This window comes from Acinetobacter sp. YH12105 (genome assembly GCF_013419095.1).
GTDB classification, from domain to species: Bacteria; Pseudomonadota; Gammaproteobacteria; order Pseudomonadales; family Moraxellaceae; genus Acinetobacter; species Acinetobacter pseudolwoffii.
Genome location: NZ_VPAU01000002.1, coordinates 126,956 through 145,964 on the forward strand (window position 1 = coordinate 126,956; position 19,009 = coordinate 145,964).

Sequence of the window (19,009 nt, forward strand, 5' to 3'; positions counted from 1 at the left end):
GCTCATGCTTACACCAGAAGAACTGAGTGCCTTGATGCTTTCAGCCAAAGTAGCGGGCTTTGCCACAGCGGTGTGTCTGCCATTTGCTATCGCCGTAGCATGGTTACTGGCGCGTTATGAATTCAGGGCCAAATTTCTCGTAGAGGCAATATTGCAGATGCCTATGGTGCTACCGCCGGTAGTACTGGGCTATCTTCTGCTCCTGCTATTTGGTCATCAGGGTATGCTGGGGCAATATCTACATAAATGGGGAATTCAGCTGATATTTAACTGGAAAGGTGCGGTACTGGCAGCAATGATTGTGGCATTTCCTTTAATGGTTCAACCAATTCGCTTGTCTTTTCAAATGATCAACCGGCAGTTAGAACAGGTGGCAGGATCTTTGGGCGCCACACCATGGCGGGTATTCTGTAGCATTAGCCTGCCTCTGGCTTTGCCTGGAATTTTAATCGGCAGCATTTTATGTTTCAGCCGCAGTCTGGGAGAATTTGGTGCCACGATTACCTTTGTTGGCAATATTCCAGAAGAAACCCGTACCATTCCCATCGCCATTTATAGCCTGTTACAACAGCCTGATGGAGAAAGTATGGCTATGCGTTTGGTCATTTTATCTCTGATTCTGGCTTTTTCAGCCTTGATTGCAAATTACTGGATCATGCAGAAGTATCAACGTAAATTGGAGGGCTAAGATGCTGAAGTGTGATTTTCAGTTTAATTACGCAAATTTCCAGCTACAGGCCAGTCTGGATATGCAGACACAATTGATTGGTATTGTGGGAGCCTCAGGAAGTGGGAAAAGCACCTTTTTAAAAAATATTGCAGGGCTATTAAAACCATCACAAGGCTTTATTCATTTTCAGCAAAAAATATTATTTGATCATCAGCAGAAACTGAATATTCCTGTTCATCAAAGAAAAATTGCCCTGATTTTTCAGCAAGCCCTACTGTTTCCGCATCTGAATGTCATGCAGAATTTGAAATATGCAGAACAGCTAAATATAAAAAATAAAGGTCAGCAGAAATTTACGTTTGAAGACATTGTGGAGTTACTCGAATTAAAGCCACTACTTCGGCATCGGGCGCATCAGCTTTCTGGTGGACAGGCACAGCGCGTTTCTATCGGTCGTGCACTTTTATCTTCTCCCGACCTATTACTTTTGGATGAGCCTTTAAATGGACTGGATCAAAAGCTGAAAAACCAGATTTTACCTTTTCTGAAAATTGTGATTCATCAAACAGATTTACCCATGATTTATGTGACTCATCATGTAGATGAAGTGGCGTATTTACAGGCACAACTGCTGCATTTTGAAAAGGGAAAAATTATTTGATCCAGCCCTGCACCGATTTAAACCAGCAATGACTCCGAGCAGGTCATCCTCTCGCTGTTTTTCTAACAATGCCTCAGAAGATATCTATCTTTCTCTCTATTTTTAAAAAAGAAACATCTAAGTTAAAATCCTGAATATAAATTAGTTAATATAAAACAATATCTTATTCTATTTTAAAAATAATCTGGCATGACCTGTGCATATACCTGATTAAAGTCAAAGAAGACTCTACATTTGTATGACGGCCAATGACGTCCGTTCTGATCGTTACTGACATGCCTGGTGCATCACAGTGACTTAAATACGTTCAGTTCTGGTAAGGAAATGGCTATGTCTTCAAATACAAGTCTCAATAAAGCAACAAAAATAAGTCTATTTAACTTCAGTAGTTCAGCGATGCGGGCCTTCCATATGAGTTGGCTCGCTTTTTTTGTCTGTTTTTTTGCATGGTTTGCCTGTGCACCCTTAATGCCTGTGATTGCCGGTGAATTCAGCCTGACCAAAGAGCAGATCGCCAATATCAATATTGCCGCAGTCGCGATTACCATTCTGGTGCGTCTGATCGTGGGGCCGTTATGTGACAAGTACGGTCCGCGTAAAACCTATACCGCCTTACTGATTATTGGCAGTATTCCGGTGTTTGGTGTGGCATCGGCCAACAGTTATGAATCTTTCTTGTTTTTCCGTTTATTGATTGGCGCCATCGGTGCCAGCTTCGTGATTACCCAATATCATACCAGTATCATGTTTGCGCCAAATGTGGTGGGAACGGCAAATGCAACTACAGCAGGTTGGGGGAATGCCGGTGGCGGTGCGACTCAAGCCCTGATGCCTTTAATGCTGGCTGCTTTGGTCATGTTCGGTGTAGAACAGGCAATGGGATGGAGAATTGCGCTTCTGGTGCCGGGTATTCTGATGATCATTGTCGGTGTGCTGTACTGGAAATTCACCCAAGACTGTCCACAAGGTAATTTTAAAGAACTCCGTGCGCAAGGTATTTCTGTCGGTAGCGATAAAAAAGGTGGTCTTACCATTCTGATACATGCCGCACGTAATTACCGTGTGTGGATTCTGTTTGGGGCTTACGCAGCCTGTTTTGGTATTGAAATTTTCATCCATAATATTATTGCCTTGTACTTTGTCGACAACTTCCAGTTTGGCCTAAAAGAAGCAGGCATGGCTGCCGGGATTTTTGGTTTACTGGCATTGTTTGCCCGTGCCTTGGGTGGCATTGTTTCAGACAAAGTTGCGATTCAAAAAGGTCTGGATGGTCGAACCAAAGTCCTGTTTGCCTTGATCATGCTGGAAGGTCTGTTTCTTATTCTATTTTCGCAAATGAACAGCGCGACCTTGGCGATCATGGCGATGACTATATTTGCCTTGTTTACTCATATGGCATGTGGTGCAACCTATGCACTGGTACCCTTTATCGACCGTGATGCCTTGGGTGGTGTGGCCGGTATTATTGGAGCAGGTGGCAATGTCGGCGCGGTAGCTGCAGGTTTCCTGTTAAAAGGCATGCTGGATATTCAAACCACTTTGATGGTACTGGGTAGCTTGGTGGTGATTGCTGCAAGTTGTGTGTTGATGATCCGCTTCTCTGTCGAACATAAAGAAAAAGAACAGCTGTTATATGAACAGGCAGTAAATGAACGTCATCTGGCGGAAGCACAGCAATAACACTACATTCCTGATTTAAAATGAATGAACAAAAAGGATAGCAATATCCTTTTTGTTGTTTTTGCTAACTCACTAATAAAATGATGGGTGGTGTTTCAAAAAGTATGCTGAAAAAAACAATATGGCTTTTGATAAAATAGAGGTATGAAAATAACGCTACAAATCAAATGTCCTACCTGTCTAAGTAACAATATAAAGAGAAATGGCATCAAAGTAGATGGGAAACAAAACCATCAGTGCAAAGATTGCAAACGTCAGTTTATTGGTGATCATGCATTAAGCTATCAAGGGTGTAACTCAGGTATTACCGGCAAGATATTACATTTAATGGTCAGAGGAAGCGGTGTAAGAGATATTGCTGAAGTCGAGCGTATCAGCATTGGCAAGGTATTACGAACCTTAAGTGAGTCGACCTATCAGATTCAGCCTAAACAAAGCCACTACGAATGTCTTGAAGTCGATGAACTTTGGACTTTTGTAGGGAATAAACAAAATAAACAATGGCTTATTTATGCCTACCATCGAGAATCTGGAGAAATTGTTGCTTATGTTTGGGGTAAGCGGGATTTAGCAACGGTTCAACGTCTTAAAGCTAGACTTAAAAAGCTTGGGGTTCAATATGCTCGAATTGCGAGTGATCACTGGGATAGTTTTATCACAGCATTTCAATGTTGCAAGCAAGTGATCGGTAAGTTTTTTACCGTCGGTATTGAAGGTAACAATTGTAGAATTCGTCATCGAATCAGGCGTGGATTTAGGAGAGGTTGCAACTTTTCTAAAAAGCTCGAAAATCATTTTAAAGCCTTTGATTTGACTTTCTTTTACCTTAATAACGGATTTGTTTAACGCCAGCATACTTTTTGAAACACCACCAAATGATGAACCCAATATTCAGGATGGGAAAGTATTATTTAAACAGGACAGGAGGATTGAATTCATCGAATAAAAATAAAATTATTTATAGGTTGTAAGTTTAATTTGAGATGAAAAAATTATATATATTTTAATAACGATTTTAAAAAATAAATGAATTTAATGAGTGCAGATAAAATAAAAGCCATTTTCAAAATGGCTTTTATTTTTAGAATGATAAATTAATAGGTTTTGTAAGGTAAAAACTTTCCGGATAATACGACGTTCACCCGATCTCCGTTTGGATTATTCTCACGTTGAATATCCATATTGAAATCAATTGCACTCATAATTCCATCACCAAATTCTTCATGGATCAGTTCTTTAATAGTCATACCATAGACGCTGACAACCTCATACCAGCGATAAATCAGCGGATCTGTCGGCACGCTAGTTGGCAGAGAACCTTTATAGGGTACGATTTGCAGCCAGGCGATGGCTTCATCAGTCAATCCAAATATTTCACCAATTTTTTCTGCCTGTTCTTTATTAAAAGCCATCTGACCCAAACATGCGGCTGTCACCCATTCTTTAGAAAGGCCTATTGTTTCAGCGACATCTGCCCATGTAATAGACTTTAAAACTTTCGCTGAAATAATCATGTCTGTCACTTGTTGACGATGGCTAATCATAATCTTCTCCAATAGCTATATTTAAAAAATGACCGCTATAGATAATGCAGAGATTGTGCCAATATAATTATAAGGATGAAATTTTAAAATAATTTATAGGATTTTTATTAGCCATTTAAAATAATTGGCATGCTATTTGCTTTTATCTATATTAAATATGGCAACGGCGCCATGACACGATTGATCTGTTTGAATAATACAAGGCAAAGACGCCTAAGGTTGAAATAGACCTTAGGCGTTTTTTATTTGCAAACAGGTAAGTAATTTATATAAAGGGGATAAAAATATGGCTTATCTTGCTCCTGCAGAGTTTGCAAAAAAAGTGGTCGATGCCGGTGAGGCAAAACTTCATATGGCAACGCGCGATGTTTTAATCCGTGCGTTTATGGCAGGCGCAATTCTGGCGCTGGCAGCAGTATTTGCCGTGACGATTGCGGTACAAACAGGGGTGCCGCTGATCGGTGCGCTGCTATTTCCAGTCGGTTTCTGCATGTTGTATCTATTGGGCTATGACCTGCTGACCGGGGTATTTGTATTGACTCCATTAGCCTGGTTAGACAAACGTCCTGGGGTAACGTGGGCACGTATTTTAAAAAACTGGGGACTGGTTTTTTTAGGTAACTTTGCCGGATGTTTAACCGTGGCCGTGTTGATGGCCGCGGTCTATACCATGGGTTTCGCCGCTGAACCGAATGCGGTTGGGGTGAAAATTGCCCATATTGGGGAAGACCGGACTTTGGGCTATGCCGAATATGGTTTTGCTGGCTGGATGACAATTTTTATCCGCGGCATGCTATGTAACTGGATGGTATCACTTGGTGTAATTGGCGCCATGATGTCAACCACAGTCAGCGGCAAATTCATCGCGATGTGGATGCCAATCATGCTGTTTTTCGCCATGGGCTTTGAACATTCAGTGGTGAATATGTTCCTGTTCCCATTTGCCATGATGATGGGCGGTGATTTCTCGATTACAGACTACTTCTTGTGGAATGAATTACCGGTGGCACTGGGGAATCTGGTGGGTGGTCTGGCTCTGACAGGTCTGGCGCTCTATACCACACATGTACGTACTGGCGATAAAAAAGAATTCTAATCTGAGCATGATGATTTATGTCTTGAGAGTAAAGGGATCGATTCGATCCCTTTTTGAGTATTTAAAATGAATAAAAAATTAAAGATCAGTATCGGGCAATATTCTTCCACTGGAATCAAAGCACAGAATCAGGATTTCCATGGGATCTATATTCCTGAAGGCCACGCGCTTAGCAGTAAGGGCATTGCCTGTGCAATTGCAGACGGGATCAGTAGCAGCAATGTCAGTCATATTGCAGCAGAAACTGCAGTCAGCAGTTTTCTATCGGATTATTATTCGACTTCAGATGCATGGAGCACCCAAACTTCAGCGGCACGGGTCATTCGTGCGACCAATTCCTGGCTCTATGCACAAACCCAGCAAAGCCGCGGGCGTTTTGATAAAGACCAAGGTTATGTCTGCACCTTTAGTGCACTGATTTTAAAACAAAATAGGGCACATATCTTTCATGCTGGCGACAGTCGGATTTATCGAATTCAGGCACAAGCCATTGAACAGTTGACGGCTGATCACCGCGTTTGCCTGTCATCAACAGAACATTATTTAAGTCGTGCACTGGGTGCCGACCATCGTATCGATGTCGATTATCAGCAGCTTGAATTATGTGAAGATGATTTCTTTATCTTGATGACGGATGGAGTCTATGAGTTTATTGATATGCAGCTCATATCGGAGATGCTGCAACAGCAACAACATCTGGATATCATTGCCAAGTCTATAGTCGAGCTAGCCTTTAAACGGGGCAGTGATGACAATCTCACCATTCAAATCATTAAAGTGGATCAACTACCAGAGGAAAAATACTTCCAGATTAAAAGTCATGTTTTATTTCCACAACAGCTAAGTCATGGTGATCTGTTTGAAGGTTATCGGATTGATAAAATCCTGCACCAAAATCATCGCAGCAGCCTCTATTTGGCGCATGATGAAGCGACACAAAATCAGTTGGTCATTAAAACCTTGTCTGTCGATGTGCAGGATGATCTCAAAGCCGTAGAACAATTTCAGCTGGAAGACTGGGTATCGAAACGCTTAAAACATGAAAATCTGCTGCAATGCTATCCACATAAGGGCAGCAAGAAGTTTTTATTTCAAAGTTATGAATATTTACAAGGGGAAAGCCTAAACCGATGGCTGCACCGTCATAAAACTGCTTTAACTTTACAGCAGTTGCTTCCGATCATTGAGCAGGTGGCCAAAGCATTGAATGCCATGCACCGTCTTGAAATGCTGCACCAGGATGTACGACCAGAAAATGTCATGCTGCTCGAACCAGCCGATACCTTGAAAGTGAAACTGATTGATTATGGATCGACTGCGGTCAGAGGTCTGGTTGAACTGAATCCCAAACACGCAGATGTTCCTTTGGGAACCTTGGCCTTTATGGCACCTGAGTATTTTATTGGACGCTCACCCTCAGTAAAATCAGATCAGTTCTCGCTGGCGGTGATGAGTTATTATTTATTAACCCGACAGTTGCCTTATGGGACGGACCTCGCGCGCTGCAAGACCGAAAAGGCCTTAAAGCAGGTTCGATATCATCCTCTCTATGAGTATCGACCGGATCTGCCACATGGCTTGGACGCAATCTTTAAAAAAGCGCTTTCCATTCGCCCGGAGCAGCGCTATGAGGCGCTTTCGGCCTTTATATATGATCTGAAATATCCAGATCTTAAATTTAAAAAATCAGTTTCACGTCCTATGCTTGAAAAGCATCCAGTCACTTTCTGGAAATCCTGCACAGCGATTCTGTTTTTTTTATTGCTCTGGGTATTTGCACTGTATTTTAGCCAATGAAAATAATTCAAATAGGCTATTGAACGATTTTTTTGACTGGATTAAAAAATCGGATCTGATTTAAGCTGAGATACAGTCAAAATATCTATTTATTCTTATTGCAGATTTTTATATTTTTACGATGATTGACTCTGTGTTTTCAAAGATTATCCCTATAAAATAGAAAGTGCAGTTAAAATCTAAGTAAGCATAAAAACATTGGAATAATAATTGCTTATTTTTAATACCATTAGAATAAAAAGGCAGATGAGACATGAAAAATCAATTTTTTAAGCTGATTTTAATCTTGGGCAGCAGCATGGTGATGAGCCAAACCAGTCTCGCCGGAGATGGTGGCTTGCGTTTTGTTGAGAAAAATCAGGAAATAGCGGCACAAATTCAGGCCAAGAAAAAAACGACAGAAACACAAGCACAGCCACTACAAGCAAAAGCTAATCCAGAGGCGAAATAGGACAACAGCATCCATCCAAAAAGTTCGGCTGTACAGCCTGGATCTGGTGGCAAAGATGTTTTGATTAGAATAAATAACCCATAATTTTTTTAATGCTGGTCAAAAAAAGCTTCCCATATAGTTTGTATCATGGGGAGCTTTTTGTATTTTAAGTGCGCGTAAAAATTATGGATTCTGTTCTTCATCCTGTCTTTCCTGACGCAGTCGATCACGTTGTCGCTGTGGGTCATGAAGACCTAATTGACCGCGCTGGATTTCTCGGTCCTGTTTTTCTTGAGGATCAAGTTGTTCTTCAGTGAGTTCTTCATCATTTCGATCGATTGGATTCGACATAGTCTTTCATCCTCTAAAATACTTTCTAATTTTTATTGTATGAGTGCAGCAAAATTATTCTGTAACTTTTATACTTGAGTTAGTTTTCGATCTTGTTGCTGCTGTAAGTTTAAACGATATTTAATGGGTTATTTTAATGATGTTTAAGTTAACCAAGAAATCTAAATTAATAAAAATTGAGGGAATAGAAATTTAAACCTATTAATCCAATAGGTGAATATATCTCATTATTCTGGTTTTAAAATGAGAAAAACTAAATAGAATAAGAGAAATGGGTTATGCTTAAGACAGATCAAGTGTCATCCGTCTTTTGAATTTCCGGTATTTTCCATGATAGAACTCCGCCATTTAAGAACCCTGACTGCTCTGCGGGAGCATGGCTCCCTGGTTGCAGCCGCAAGTGATTTATGTTTAACACCATCGGCCTTGTCACATCAGCTACGTGAACTCGACCAATGGTTCGGGGTTGAAGTAGTCAATCGGCGTAGTCGCCCTGTGAGCTTTTCTAATGTTGGAGAACGGTTGCTAAACCTGGCAGATGAAATATTACCGCAAGTTCAAATTGCACAGAGTGATATCAGCCGTATTGTGCATGGCCAGACCGGGCGAATTGTTTTTTCTTCTGAATGTCATAGCTGTTTTGACTGGCTAATGCCGCTACTCAATCAATACCGGATGCAATATCCGGATGTAGATCTGGACTTTGCTTCAGGTTTTGAATCGAATCCGCATGAATTATTGCAAACTGGAGAGTTTGATCTGCTGATTACGGCTGATCCGATTGCGCTTAAAGGCATTGAATATTTTCCGATTTTTGAATATGAATCACGCTTGGTTTTATCCAATACCCATCCACTGGTACGTGCGAAAGAGATTACTGTTCAGGAACTTGCTGAAGAAACGCTAGTGACTTATCCGGTGGATAAACACCGTTTGGACATTATGTCGCGCTTGTTTATTCCCGCTAATATTCTACCAAAAGCCATTCGCACCACCGACTTGACTCAAATGCTGATTCAGTTGGTGGCAAGTGGTCGCGGGATTGGTGCATTACCTGATTGGGTGGTCAATGAATATGAGCAGAAAGGCTGGGTGACATCACGCCGTTTAGACTGTGTGGCGCCTGAAGGCTTACGTCGAACTTTATACGCCGGCTATCGCACAGAAGAAAAACAGAAAGATTATTTTGAAGGCTTCTTGAAACAGCTGGATCGGTTTTCCAAGAAAAGACAGGTCTATTACAGCTAATTTGCGAATAGTTAAATATATTTAGTCCGTTATTTTTAAAAATTCTGCATCGTCAGGATTTTTAAAAATTGATTGTTTTTCTCTCAAGGATTTCAATTTTTCTATAAGGTGATGAGGTTAATCTTGTCTACTTTAAATCAGAAAATATACAACTTCGGCCAACTTTCGAAATTAAAGAACTGGTTTGGTCGATTATAAATTTTTCTACTTATCACATTTTGCCAAGTGGAAATACATCTGTACAGAATTAAATTACATATTATTAAATATCAGTTACTTAAAAATTAAGTTCTTGGAAATTGTGAGGATGTGGTTTTGATCTTGCAAGTTGATTTTTAATAAAAAGATTAAATAAAATGAAAAAACATACGCTGATCAGTCAATTTTTTGGCAGAAAATAACTCCTGAAAATAACAATGTTGATCTATGCTACAGCATAATTTTTAAACTGATTTCCTCTCATAAAACGGAATCACTTATACAGGACTGTATAAAATCGCCATGCACATGACAAAAATTCCTCTCAAGAAAAGCCCGCTGAGCCTCATGATTCTGTCGATTGTCTCAGGTCATCTTTATGCTGAAACTGCCGTAGAACCGGACAATGTTCAACAGCTGAATACTATTGTGATCAGCGCTGAGCAAAATGCCAATCCGCAGCAGCAATATCAGAAAGAGCTGGCTCAGGTTTCAGGAGGAACGAATTTCATTGGTGAGCAGCAATTAGAACAGCAGCGACTTGCAACCACAGCCGATGTGTTCCGTTTACAGCCAGGAATTTATGCCCAGTCTGCAGGGAATGAAGGTGCAAAAATATCGATCCGTGGCTCAGGAATCAACCGGACTTCAGGTGCACACGCATCCGGTACGCACGTCCTGATTGATGATATTCCATTTACCGGACCGGGTGGTACAGCGTATGAACTGCTAGAACCCTGGTGGATTGATCATGTCGGCGTCTATCGCGGAGCCAATGGCTTTAAACAGGGTGGACTGGCCTTAGGTGGAACAATCAACTATAAATCCAAGACTGGCGCTGATCAGGATGGCTCTGAACTCAAATATGAAATGGGCAGTCATGGTTATCAGAAATATCAGTTTAGTACCGGCCGAAAGCTGGATCAGATGGATTATTATTTGGCGCTGACGGGTACCCAGTTCGATGGGATTCAGGATCATGCTGAAGGCGATGGCAAAGGTCTGGCTTTTAATTTGGGCTATCAAATTAGTCCGGATATCGAAACCCGTTTTTATGCCCGTTACCGTGAGAGCAAGCATTTAACTCCAGGTCGTATTACGCAAGAACAGCTCAAAAATGATCCTGAAGCAGCGAATAGCTTTAATTTAGCGGTAGATGCCAAACGGATTCAGCCAGGCAGTACCTGGTTGGCCAATACTACGACCTGGAATTTACAGGATGATGCTAAACTGACCGGCAGTCTGGCTTATCATCATTATCCGCTGGATTTACGTGAAAGCAGTTATCGTACTAATGTCGATTATGAAGATATTACAGCGCGCTTCCAGTATGAAAGGCCTTATCAGTTTCTAGGTCTGGAGCATCAGGGGCGTATTGCCTTGCGTAGCACCACTCATCGCCCGGACAGTGGGGTTACTGAAACTTTAAGATTTAATACAGAAATTGGTAATCAAACGTATCCGGTAGACACAGTTACCCGCCGCTATACCTATCGTGGTTCAGACAACGTGCTGCAATTTGATCAGGAAACTACATTAAATGATCAGTTCAAATTAGATCTGGGATTGGCAGCTGTGTATACCCATCGGGAAAGTGAAGTTACTTATGCAAATATTCTTCCCGACCCAGATTCAGGTCCTGAGGTAGATCCTAAAGTCAGTCGTTATGAATGGAATTTTGCACCACGACTTGGGTTGACCTATCAGCCGAATGACTCTGTGCAATGGTTTGCCAATTTAAGCCGCAGTATTGAGCCGGCACATCCTTGGGCGATGGCATGGTCTTCACCTTATTATTATCCTAAAGACAATGGAGCTGCATCAAATCGAGTGCGTGCGCCAATCTATTTGGACACGCAAACCGCCAATAGCTTTGAACTGGGCGGACGTGGACAATCGGGCTTTGGAGACTGGGCACTGAGCTACTATTATTCTAAAGTAAAAAATGAACTGTTAACCTCTGAAATGATTAAGGATTATGGAGATACTGTTGATCCCAATACACCAAAGGAAAGAATCGGTGTAGAAGAAAATGCGACGCCAACGATTCATCAAGGGGTGGAGCTAAGCCTGGATACGCCATTGCATGAATCCCGATATGGCGAGCTGCGTCTGCAACAGGCTTATACGCTTAGCGATTTCCAGTATAAAAATGATCCATTGTTTGGCAAGAACCAGTTGCCAGGAATCTCTAAACATCTGTATCAGGCTCAACTGAGTTATGCTTTGAATAATGGCCTCTATATTGGTCTGAATACTGAATATGCATCCAAAATGGCGCATGATTATGCCAATAGCCGTTTCAGTGACGACTATCAGATTTGGGGCATTGACTTAGGTTATGCACCAGAACATCAATCATGGAAAATCTGGATCAACTTTAAAAATATCACCGATGAGAAATATGCTGCGGTCGTGATTCCAGGCCTTAACGACGGTGGGAAAGATGAAGCTCGTTCTTCGCCGGGTGAAGGTTTTTCTACTTATGCCGGTGTGTCATTTAAATTTTAATTATTTAAAAATTAAAAAAAGAGCGGGATATTTCCCGCTCTTTATATTTATCGATAGAAAGGATTTATCAGGTTTCTAATATTCCTGTAATACCTGTCACGATCATATCGATGGCAATGGTACCGATTAAAAGCGCTGCAACACGACCTACAATATCGACATACAGGTCAATATAGTTTGAATACTTGTGCTGTAAATGATCATGCAGGTATTTCATCAGGATCAGCAGACTACAAGTCAGAAACAGGGTAAAGAAAATCACCAGAATGGTTTGCATTAAACTGAGCTGTATACCGGTGATCACAGATGCCGAAATGGTGCCCGGACCAATCATAAACGGCATGGCAATCGTGCCCGCCAGATGACTGGGCGCTCCACGCATCACGCCAATCGTATCAGCACCTTCAAAGACATAACGATAGCCAATCACCAAAAAGATAATACCGCCAAAAATCTGGAAGGACTCAAACCGTACATGCAAGAATTCATTAAAGAAGGCTTCACCGGTTTTTGCAAAAATGATGAACACAATAAAGCTGATCAGACTGCCCTGAATCAATGCCATGTTGAATACTCTTGCGTCGGAATTACGGATAATTCCGAGCATATAAATACTCATCAGAAAAGGATTGAGCAGGGAGAAAAACAGGGCAAATGCATTCAAACTTTCTGACATTATTGATTCCTTCCGTAGTTGAGAGATCCTAGATTTCACGATCCGGGAACAGCGGACGTTTACCTGGGCTGATCCGGTTAATATGCAGATACATCATATGGCGTTCATATTTATCCAGGATGTCATTGATCACCTGTTCCTTACTATAACCGACCAGATCGTTGCCCTGAGAGCCTTCAAACAGATAACTTTCCAGACGATAGTAATAACGTTTGGTTCGTTTACCACGTGAACTGAAATTTGGCGTGTCATAGCGTACCGGCCATATTTCATAGACAAAGTTTTCTTCTTCATCGAGCTGAATGGTCAGATCTAGGTGATACAGTTCAGGTTCTTCCTCAAGTGATTTTTCCTGAATATTGACTTGAATGCCTTTATCAATTAACTCGGTTGCAACCGCCTCGATGGCCGGCTTGCAGACATTGTCCAGCATGGTCCGGGTCTGGGACAGGCTTGGATGCAGCATGACCCGGCTTAGACGCTTCTTCCAGTTCAATATATCCACATTGCCGACCACAGGTGCCGCATTCAGACTGGTACTGGCCTGTCGAAAATCCTCCAGACGTAAGGACTTATATAGTCCCGCCATCACAAAGAAAATGACGAAACTAAAAGGCAGGCCCATAATAATCGTGGTGTTCTGTAATGCTGTTACGCCATTGGCCATGAGCATTGCCAAAGTTAGCAAACCGATGGCAATGGCCCAGAACACACTCAGCCAGCGCGGTGAATCATGCTCAATATTAGTGAATTTGGTGGTGAAATTTCCCAATACCAATGCCCCTGAATCCGCTGAGGTCACATAGAACAGCAAGCCGGTAATGGTGGCGACACCTGCAGTAAACATAAAGCCTGGATACTGCGCCAGCAGATCATAAAAACCATGTGCCGGATTTTCTAAAACTGTCGTAGCAAGTTGAGTATTACCATCAAAAATCACGCTATATAAAGCACTGTTACCGAAAATAGACAACCAGGTCAGGGTAAATAACAGAGGAATAACCAAAGTCCCGGTGACAAATTCACGAATGGTACGACCACGGGAAATACGGGCCAGAAACAGACCGACAAAAGGTGACCAGGCGATCCACCATGCCCAGAAGAACAGGGTCCAGCTATTCATCCATTCTTTCGGTTGTTCAAAAGGGAAACTGGTTAAAGAAAGTTTCGGGAACTGGCTGATATAGTCACCAAAATTCTGAATCAAGGCAGCTAATAAAAACTCGGTATTGCCTACAAACAGAATGAATAGCAGCAGCCCAATTGATACATAGATATTAATTTCAGACAGGATCCGGATGCCTTTATTGACACCGGCAGTGACTGAAATAATAGTAATAATCACAGCAACAGCGATGAGTGCAGCTTGAATCCAGATATTTTCCGGTAAATCAAACAGCACATGCAGGCCATAATTTAATTGCACAACGCCAATCCCGCAGGTGGTGGCAATACCAAAAATCGTGCCGAGTACTGCAGCCGTATCCACAGTATGGCCGATCGGACCATTAATTCTTTTTCCAAAGATCGGATAAAGTGCCGATCGGATGGTGAGCGGTAAATTGTAGCGATAACTGAAATAACCCAGGGCGACCCCAATCAGCGCGTACATACTCCAGCCGGTTAAACCGTAGTGAAATAGGGTCCACACCATGGACTGGCGCGCAGCTTCAAAGGTTTCGCCTTCGCCTACAGGCGGATTCATATAATGGGAAAGTGGTTCCGCCACCGAGAAAAACATCAGGTCAATCCCGATTCCGGCAGAAAATAGCATCGCCGACCAACTCAGCAGGCTAAATTCTGGCTTGGAATGTTTGGGGCCTAATTTAATCTCGCCATAACGGGAACAGGCGATAAAAATGATAAAAACCAGATACAGCGTTGCCGCCAGCAGGTAATACCAGCTAAAGGTACGACTGACCCAGTTTAAAATATTAATAATGACTTGATTAGCTTGTTCATTAAATAAAATGGTGATGATAGAAAACAGCAGAATAAGTGTCGCCGAAAAATAAAAAACTACTTTATTCAGACCATCTTGCATATCTTCTTTTTTCTTTTGCATAAATTCATGACCATCGTTTTGTTGCCGGATGATCTACAGTGCAGTGTGATTTAAAAGCAAAAGCCTGCGGTAAAGCTTCCTTGTTTTCGTTAATTACAAACTTTTGCAAATCCAAAACAAACTGCGCTGTACATCAAGGGTGAGCTGGCACTATAATTTTTATTAATTGAACGTTCAATTAAAAAAGCGTTTATGAATTGTTACATCATTCAGCTATTTGCTCTAGCAGAGTGATTTTTTATTGCTACATCCGTTATTCAGGTTAGTCCTATGCCCAAAGTTGGTATGCAACCGATCCGTCGTCAGCAACTGATCGATGCCACCTTAGCTGCAGTGAATGAGCTAGGTTTTGCAGAAGCTTCAATTAGTCAGATTGCTCAGAGGGCAGGTGTCTCAACCGGCATCATAAGTCATTATTTTCGAGGTAAAAATGGCTTGATTGAAGCCACAATGCGTTACTTATTGCAGCAGTTGGGTAAATCTGTTGCAGAAATGCAGTCCAAAGTCGATGGCGAACCTGAACAACGTTTACTGGCAATTGTGCGTGGCAACTTTGCTGCACCACAAACAGATAAAGCTGCGATGAAAGTATGGCTGGCGTTCTGGGCTAGCAGTTTGCACCAACCTGAATTACATCGTTTACAGCAGATTAATCATTACCGTTTACATTCCAACCTTAAATATGAATTCATGAAAAAGTTGAGTAAAGACCAGGCAGAGAAAGCTGCTCAAGGTTTGGCAGCATTGATTGACGGATTCTGGTTAAGAGGTGCTTTGGTAAATGGCGAAATTGACCCAGAACTGCCGATTGAACTGTGTAGTGAATATATCCGGCAACAACTCAAATAACCCACCTGCGAGGAAATTCCATTGACAACATTCAAACTGCAACGTCCTTATATTCATGGACAATATGTCGATGCAACATCCAATAGCACGTTTCAAACGATTAATCCTGCAACTGGAGAAATTCTGGCAGACGTGCAGGTATGTACGCGAGATGATATCGATCGCGCTGTTGAATCGGCACAGCAAGGACAAAAAGTCTGGGCAGAAATGACGGCGATTCAACGTTCCCGTATTTTGAACAAGGCTGTCGCTATTCTTCGTGAACGTAATGACGAGCTGGCACGTTTAGAAAGTCTCGACAGTGGTAAAGCTTTCAGTGAAACATCCACCGTCGATATTGCGACAGGCGCAGATGTACTCGAATACTATGCAGGTATTTTGCCAGCATTAGAAGGCCAGCAAATCCCGCTCAGAAGCAGTTCGTTTGTCTATACCCGCCGTGAACCTTTGGGTGTGGTTGCTGGGATTGGTGCGTGGAATTATCCGATTCAAATTGCCTTATGGAAATCTGCACCTGCACTGGCAGCGGGCAATGCCATGATCTTTAAAGCCAGTGAAATAACGCCTTTAACTGCGCTAAAACTGGCAGAAATTTATACTGAAGCCGGTGTGCCGCATGGTGTATTTAATGTGGTAACCGGTAGTGGTGAAATTGGTGGCTATCTGACTTCACATCCGGACATAGCCAAAGTTTCATTTACCGGTGGTGTCGCGACCGGCAAAAAAGTCATGGCCCAAGCTGCGAATTCCAGCCTGAAAGAAGTGACTATGGAGCTGGGTGGAAAATCCCCGCTAATTATCTGTGAAGATGCCGATCTGGATCTGGCAGCAGATATAGCCATGATGGCCAACTTCTACAGTTCCGGTCAGGTCTGTACCAATGGTACCCGCGTATTTGTACCTTTAGCCTTGAAAGCCGAATTTGAAGAAAAGATTCTGCAGCGTATTCCTTATATCCGGATGGGGGATCCACTTGATCCTGAAACCAATTTTGGTCCAGTGTCCAGCTTCTCTCATATGGAAAAAGTGTTGGGCTATATTGAAAAGGGCAAGATCGAAGGTGCACGCTTATTGTGTGGTGGCGGCCGTGCTGAAGATGAGCAGTTTGCTCAAGGCGCTTATGTGCTACCAACGGTATTTACTGATTGCCGTGACGACATGACCATTGTCCGTGACGAAATCTTTGGTCCAGTCATGAGTATTCTGAGTTATGACTCAGAAGAAGAGGCGATTCGTCGTGCCAATGACACCGAGTATGGTTTGGCAGCTGGTGTCGTGACACCAAATCTGGCACGTGCGCACCGTATTATTCATCAAATCGAAGCCGGCATTTGCTGGATTAATACCTGGGGCGAATCACCGGCAGAAATGCCAGTGGGTGGTTATAAACATTCGGGTGTCGGTCGCGAGAATGGTATTGTCACGCTACAGCAATATACCCAGACCAAGTCAGTGCAAGTTGAACTTAGTCCTTTCCAGTCTGTATTTAGCGCATAAGGGAGGATTGGATGAATTACGATTATATTATTATCGGCGCAGGTTCGGCAGGAAATGTGCTAGCAGCGCGTTTAACTGAAGATCCGGATGTAAAGGTCCTGTTGCTGGAAGCGGGTGGACCAGATTATCGTCTAGATTTCAGAACACAAATGCCGGCTGCATTAGCTTATCCATTACAGGGACGACGCTATAACTGGGCCTATCTGACCGACCCCGAACCCCACATGAACAATCGCCGTATGGAATGCGGCCGTGGTAAAGGTCTGGGCGGATCTTCACTGATTAATGGCATGTGCTATATCCGTGGTAATGCTATGGATCTGGAACAGTGGGCCAGCCTTAAAGGTCTGGAACACTGGAGCTATGCCGAATGTCTGCCGTATTATAAAAAAGCTGAAACCCGCGATATTGGCGGCAATGACTATCATGGCGATTCAGGCCCGGTTTCAGTCGCAACGCCTAAGAATGGTAATAATGAGCTGTTTCATGCCATGGTCGAAGCTGGGGTTCAATCCGGTTATCCACGTACTGATGACCTGAATGGCTATCAGCAGGAAGGTTTTGGGCCGATGGACCGTACCGTAACGCCAAAAGGTCGTCGTTCCAGTACCGCGCGCGGTTATCTGGATATGGCCAAAGGGCGCGATAATCTCACCATTATTACCCATGCCATGACCAATAGAATTCTGTTTAGCCAGAAGCAGGCGATTGGCGTGGAATATTTTGAAGGGCAAAATGCCTTACAACCCATTCAGGTCTTTGCCGATAAAGAAGTTCTGCTGTGTGCCGGGACGATTGCTTCCCCGCAAATTTTGCAGCGTTCAGGTGTGGGTCCTGCCGCATTATTAAAAAGTCTGGACATTACAGTCGTTCAGGACTTGCCGGGTGTGGGCGAAAACTTGCAGGATCATCTGGAAATGTACCTGCAATACCAGTGTAAAAAACCGGTCAGTCTCTATCCCGCCTTAAAGTGGTATAACCAGCCGATGATTGGTGCTGAATGGTTATTTCTAGGCACAGGTATTGGCGCCAGTAATCAGTTTGAAGCAGGTGGCTTTATCCGCTCCTCCGACGAGTTCGACTGGCCCAATATCCAGTATCATTTCCTGCCGATTGCAATCAACTATAATGGAACCAATGCCATTCATGAGCATGGTTTTCAGGCGCATGTCGGTTCGATGCGTTCACCCTCCCGCGGGCGTATACAACTCAAATCCAAAGATCCGTTTGAGCATCCAAGTATTTTATTTAACTATATGAGTACCGAGCAGGATTGGCGCGAATTCCGGGATGCCATCCGGATTACCCGGGAAATTATGCACCAGCCGGCACTTGATCCTTATCGGGGTGAAGAAATCAGTCCGGGTCAAACTGTACAGACAGATGCCCAGATTGACGAGTTTGTGCGTAATCATGCTGAAACCGCCTATCACCCATCTTCTAGCTGTAAAATGGGCGAGGATGATATGGCAGTTGTGGACGGTTATGGCCGGGTACATGAAATGCAGGGTCTCAGAGTCATTGACGCTTCCATCATGCCCTTAATTATTACCGGAAATTTGAATGCCACCACCATCATGATGGCCGAAAAACTGGCAGATCATATTCGGGGAAATCCGGCTTTAGCTGCATCGACTGCGCCGTTTTATCAGGCAGCTCGAGTCTCAAGCCAAGCTTGAAATTTCTATTTTACAGGTGGAAATAGGCATAAACTTATATTAATTATGCGTTAA

At 42.8% G+C, this 19,009-nt stretch carries 16 protein-coding genes; 12 read left to right on the plus strand and 4 right to left on the minus strand.

Features of this window, described 5'->3' with window-relative positions:
- Nucleotides 1-4 precede the first annotated feature (4 nt).
- From modB to FTU44_RS02590, 4 genes are all read left to right on the plus strand, one after another.
- On the plus strand, nucleotides 5-688 hold the full coding sequence (modB, locus tag FTU44_RS02575) for a molybdate ABC transporter permease subunit (RefSeq protein ID WP_180049389.1): 684 nt from the start codon (nucleotides 5-7) through the stop codon (nucleotides 686-688).
- 1 nt (nucleotide 689) lies between these two features.
- A complete protein-coding gene (locus FTU44_RS02580; protein ID WP_005096928.1) occupies nucleotides 690-1,331 on the plus strand; it encodes an ATP-binding cassette domain-containing protein in 642 nt (213 codons plus the stop codon).
- A 330-nt stretch (nucleotides 1,332-1,661) separates the two neighbouring features.
- Nucleotides 1,662-3,011: an MFS transporter gene (locus tag FTU44_RS02585; RefSeq protein WP_180049391.1), complete on the plus strand. Its 1,350-nt coding sequence runs from the start codon at nucleotides 1,662-1,664 to the stop codon at nucleotides 3,009-3,011.
- 144 nt (nucleotides 3,012-3,155) lie between these two features.
- Nucleotides 3,156-3,857, plus strand: a complete 702-nt coding sequence (locus tag FTU44_RS02590; RefSeq protein WP_180049392.1) for an IS1 family transposase — start codon at nucleotides 3,156-3,158, stop codon at nucleotides 3,855-3,857.
- Nucleotides 3,858-4,105: 248 nt separating this feature from the next.
- On the opposite strand, the gene cynS is transcribed toward FTU44_RS02590, so the two are convergent.
- Complete coding sequence (gene cynS, locus FTU44_RS02595) at nucleotides 4,106-4,555, minus strand: cyanase (protein ID WP_004646988.1); 450 nt, start codon at nucleotides 4,553-4,555, stop codon at nucleotides 4,106-4,108.
- 286 nt (nucleotides 4,556-4,841) lie between these two features.
- Here cynS and FTU44_RS02600 point away from each other — a divergent pair, with 286 nt between their 5' ends.
- From FTU44_RS02600 to FTU44_RS02610, 3 genes are all read left to right on the plus strand, one after another.
- Nucleotides 4,842-5,651: a formate/nitrite transporter family protein gene (locus tag FTU44_RS02600; protein WP_004280337.1), complete on the plus strand. Its 810-nt coding sequence runs from the start codon at nucleotides 4,842-4,844 to the stop codon at nucleotides 5,649-5,651.
- Nucleotides 5,652-5,717: 66 nt separating this feature from the next.
- Complete coding sequence (locus tag FTU44_RS02605) at nucleotides 5,718-7,448, plus strand: bifunctional protein-serine/threonine kinase/phosphatase (RefSeq protein WP_180049394.1); 1,731 nt, start codon at nucleotides 5,718-5,720, stop codon at nucleotides 7,446-7,448.
- A gap of 253 nt (nucleotides 7,449-7,701) precedes the next feature.
- Nucleotides 7,702-7,899, plus strand: a complete 198-nt coding sequence (locus FTU44_RS02610; RefSeq protein ID WP_180049396.1) for a hypothetical protein — start codon at nucleotides 7,702-7,704, stop codon at nucleotides 7,897-7,899.
- A 165-nt stretch (nucleotides 7,900-8,064) separates the two neighbouring features.
- Here FTU44_RS02610 and FTU44_RS02615 read toward each other — a convergent pair whose 3' ends face one another.
- A complete protein-coding gene (locus tag FTU44_RS02615; RefSeq protein ID WP_180049398.1) occupies nucleotides 8,065-8,232 on the minus strand; it encodes a hypothetical protein in 168 nt (55 codons plus the stop codon).
- A gap of 330 nt (nucleotides 8,233-8,562) precedes the next feature.
- Between FTU44_RS02615 and FTU44_RS02620 the strand changes: the two genes are divergently transcribed.
- Together FTU44_RS02620 and FTU44_RS02625 are read left to right on the plus strand one after the other, a co-directional pair.
- On the plus strand, nucleotides 8,563-9,480 hold the full coding sequence (locus tag FTU44_RS02620) for a LysR family transcriptional regulator (RefSeq protein WP_005096924.1): 918 nt from the start codon (nucleotides 8,563-8,565) through the stop codon (nucleotides 9,478-9,480).
- Nucleotides 9,481-9,981: 501 nt separating this feature from the next.
- Nucleotides 9,982-12,189 carry a TonB-dependent receptor domain-containing protein gene (locus FTU44_RS02625; RefSeq protein ID WP_180049407.1) on the plus strand — a complete coding sequence of 736 codons (2,208 nt, stop codon included), beginning with the start codon at nucleotides 9,982-9,984 and terminating at the stop codon, nucleotides 12,187-12,189.
- Nucleotides 12,190-12,256: 67 nt separating this feature from the next.
- Here the strand turns inward: FTU44_RS02625 and FTU44_RS02630 are convergent, their stop codons facing one another.
- Complete coding sequence (locus FTU44_RS02630; protein ID WP_180049409.1) at nucleotides 12,257-12,865, minus strand: MarC family protein; 609 nt, start codon at nucleotides 12,863-12,865, stop codon at nucleotides 12,257-12,259.
- Between the two features lie 28 nt (nucleotides 12,866-12,893).
- Nucleotides 12,894-14,930, minus strand: a complete 2,037-nt coding sequence (locus tag FTU44_RS02635) for a choline transporter (protein WP_005096920.1) — start codon at nucleotides 14,928-14,930, stop codon at nucleotides 12,894-12,896.
- 270 nt (nucleotides 14,931-15,200) lie between these two features.
- On the opposite strand from FTU44_RS02635, the gene betI reads away from it, so the two are divergent.
- Genes betI through betA form a run of 3 tightly spaced genes read left to right on the plus strand, consistent with a single transcriptional unit; the run spans nucleotide 15,201 to nucleotide 18,955 of the window.
- A complete protein-coding gene (gene betI / locus FTU44_RS02640; protein ID WP_005096918.1) occupies nucleotides 15,201-15,779 on the plus strand; it encodes a transcriptional regulator BetI in 579 nt (192 codons plus the stop codon).
- A 21-nt stretch (nucleotides 15,780-15,800) separates the two neighbouring features.
- Nucleotides 15,801-17,276: a betaine-aldehyde dehydrogenase gene (gene betB / locus FTU44_RS02645; RefSeq protein ID WP_005096916.1), complete on the plus strand. Its 1,476-nt coding sequence runs from the start codon at nucleotides 15,801-15,803 to the stop codon at nucleotides 17,274-17,276.
- 11 nt (nucleotides 17,277-17,287) lie between these two features.
- A complete protein-coding gene (betA, locus tag FTU44_RS02650; RefSeq protein ID WP_180049414.1) occupies nucleotides 17,288-18,955 on the plus strand; it encodes a choline dehydrogenase in 1,668 nt (555 codons plus the stop codon).
- Nucleotides 18,956-19,009 lie beyond the last annotated feature (54 nt).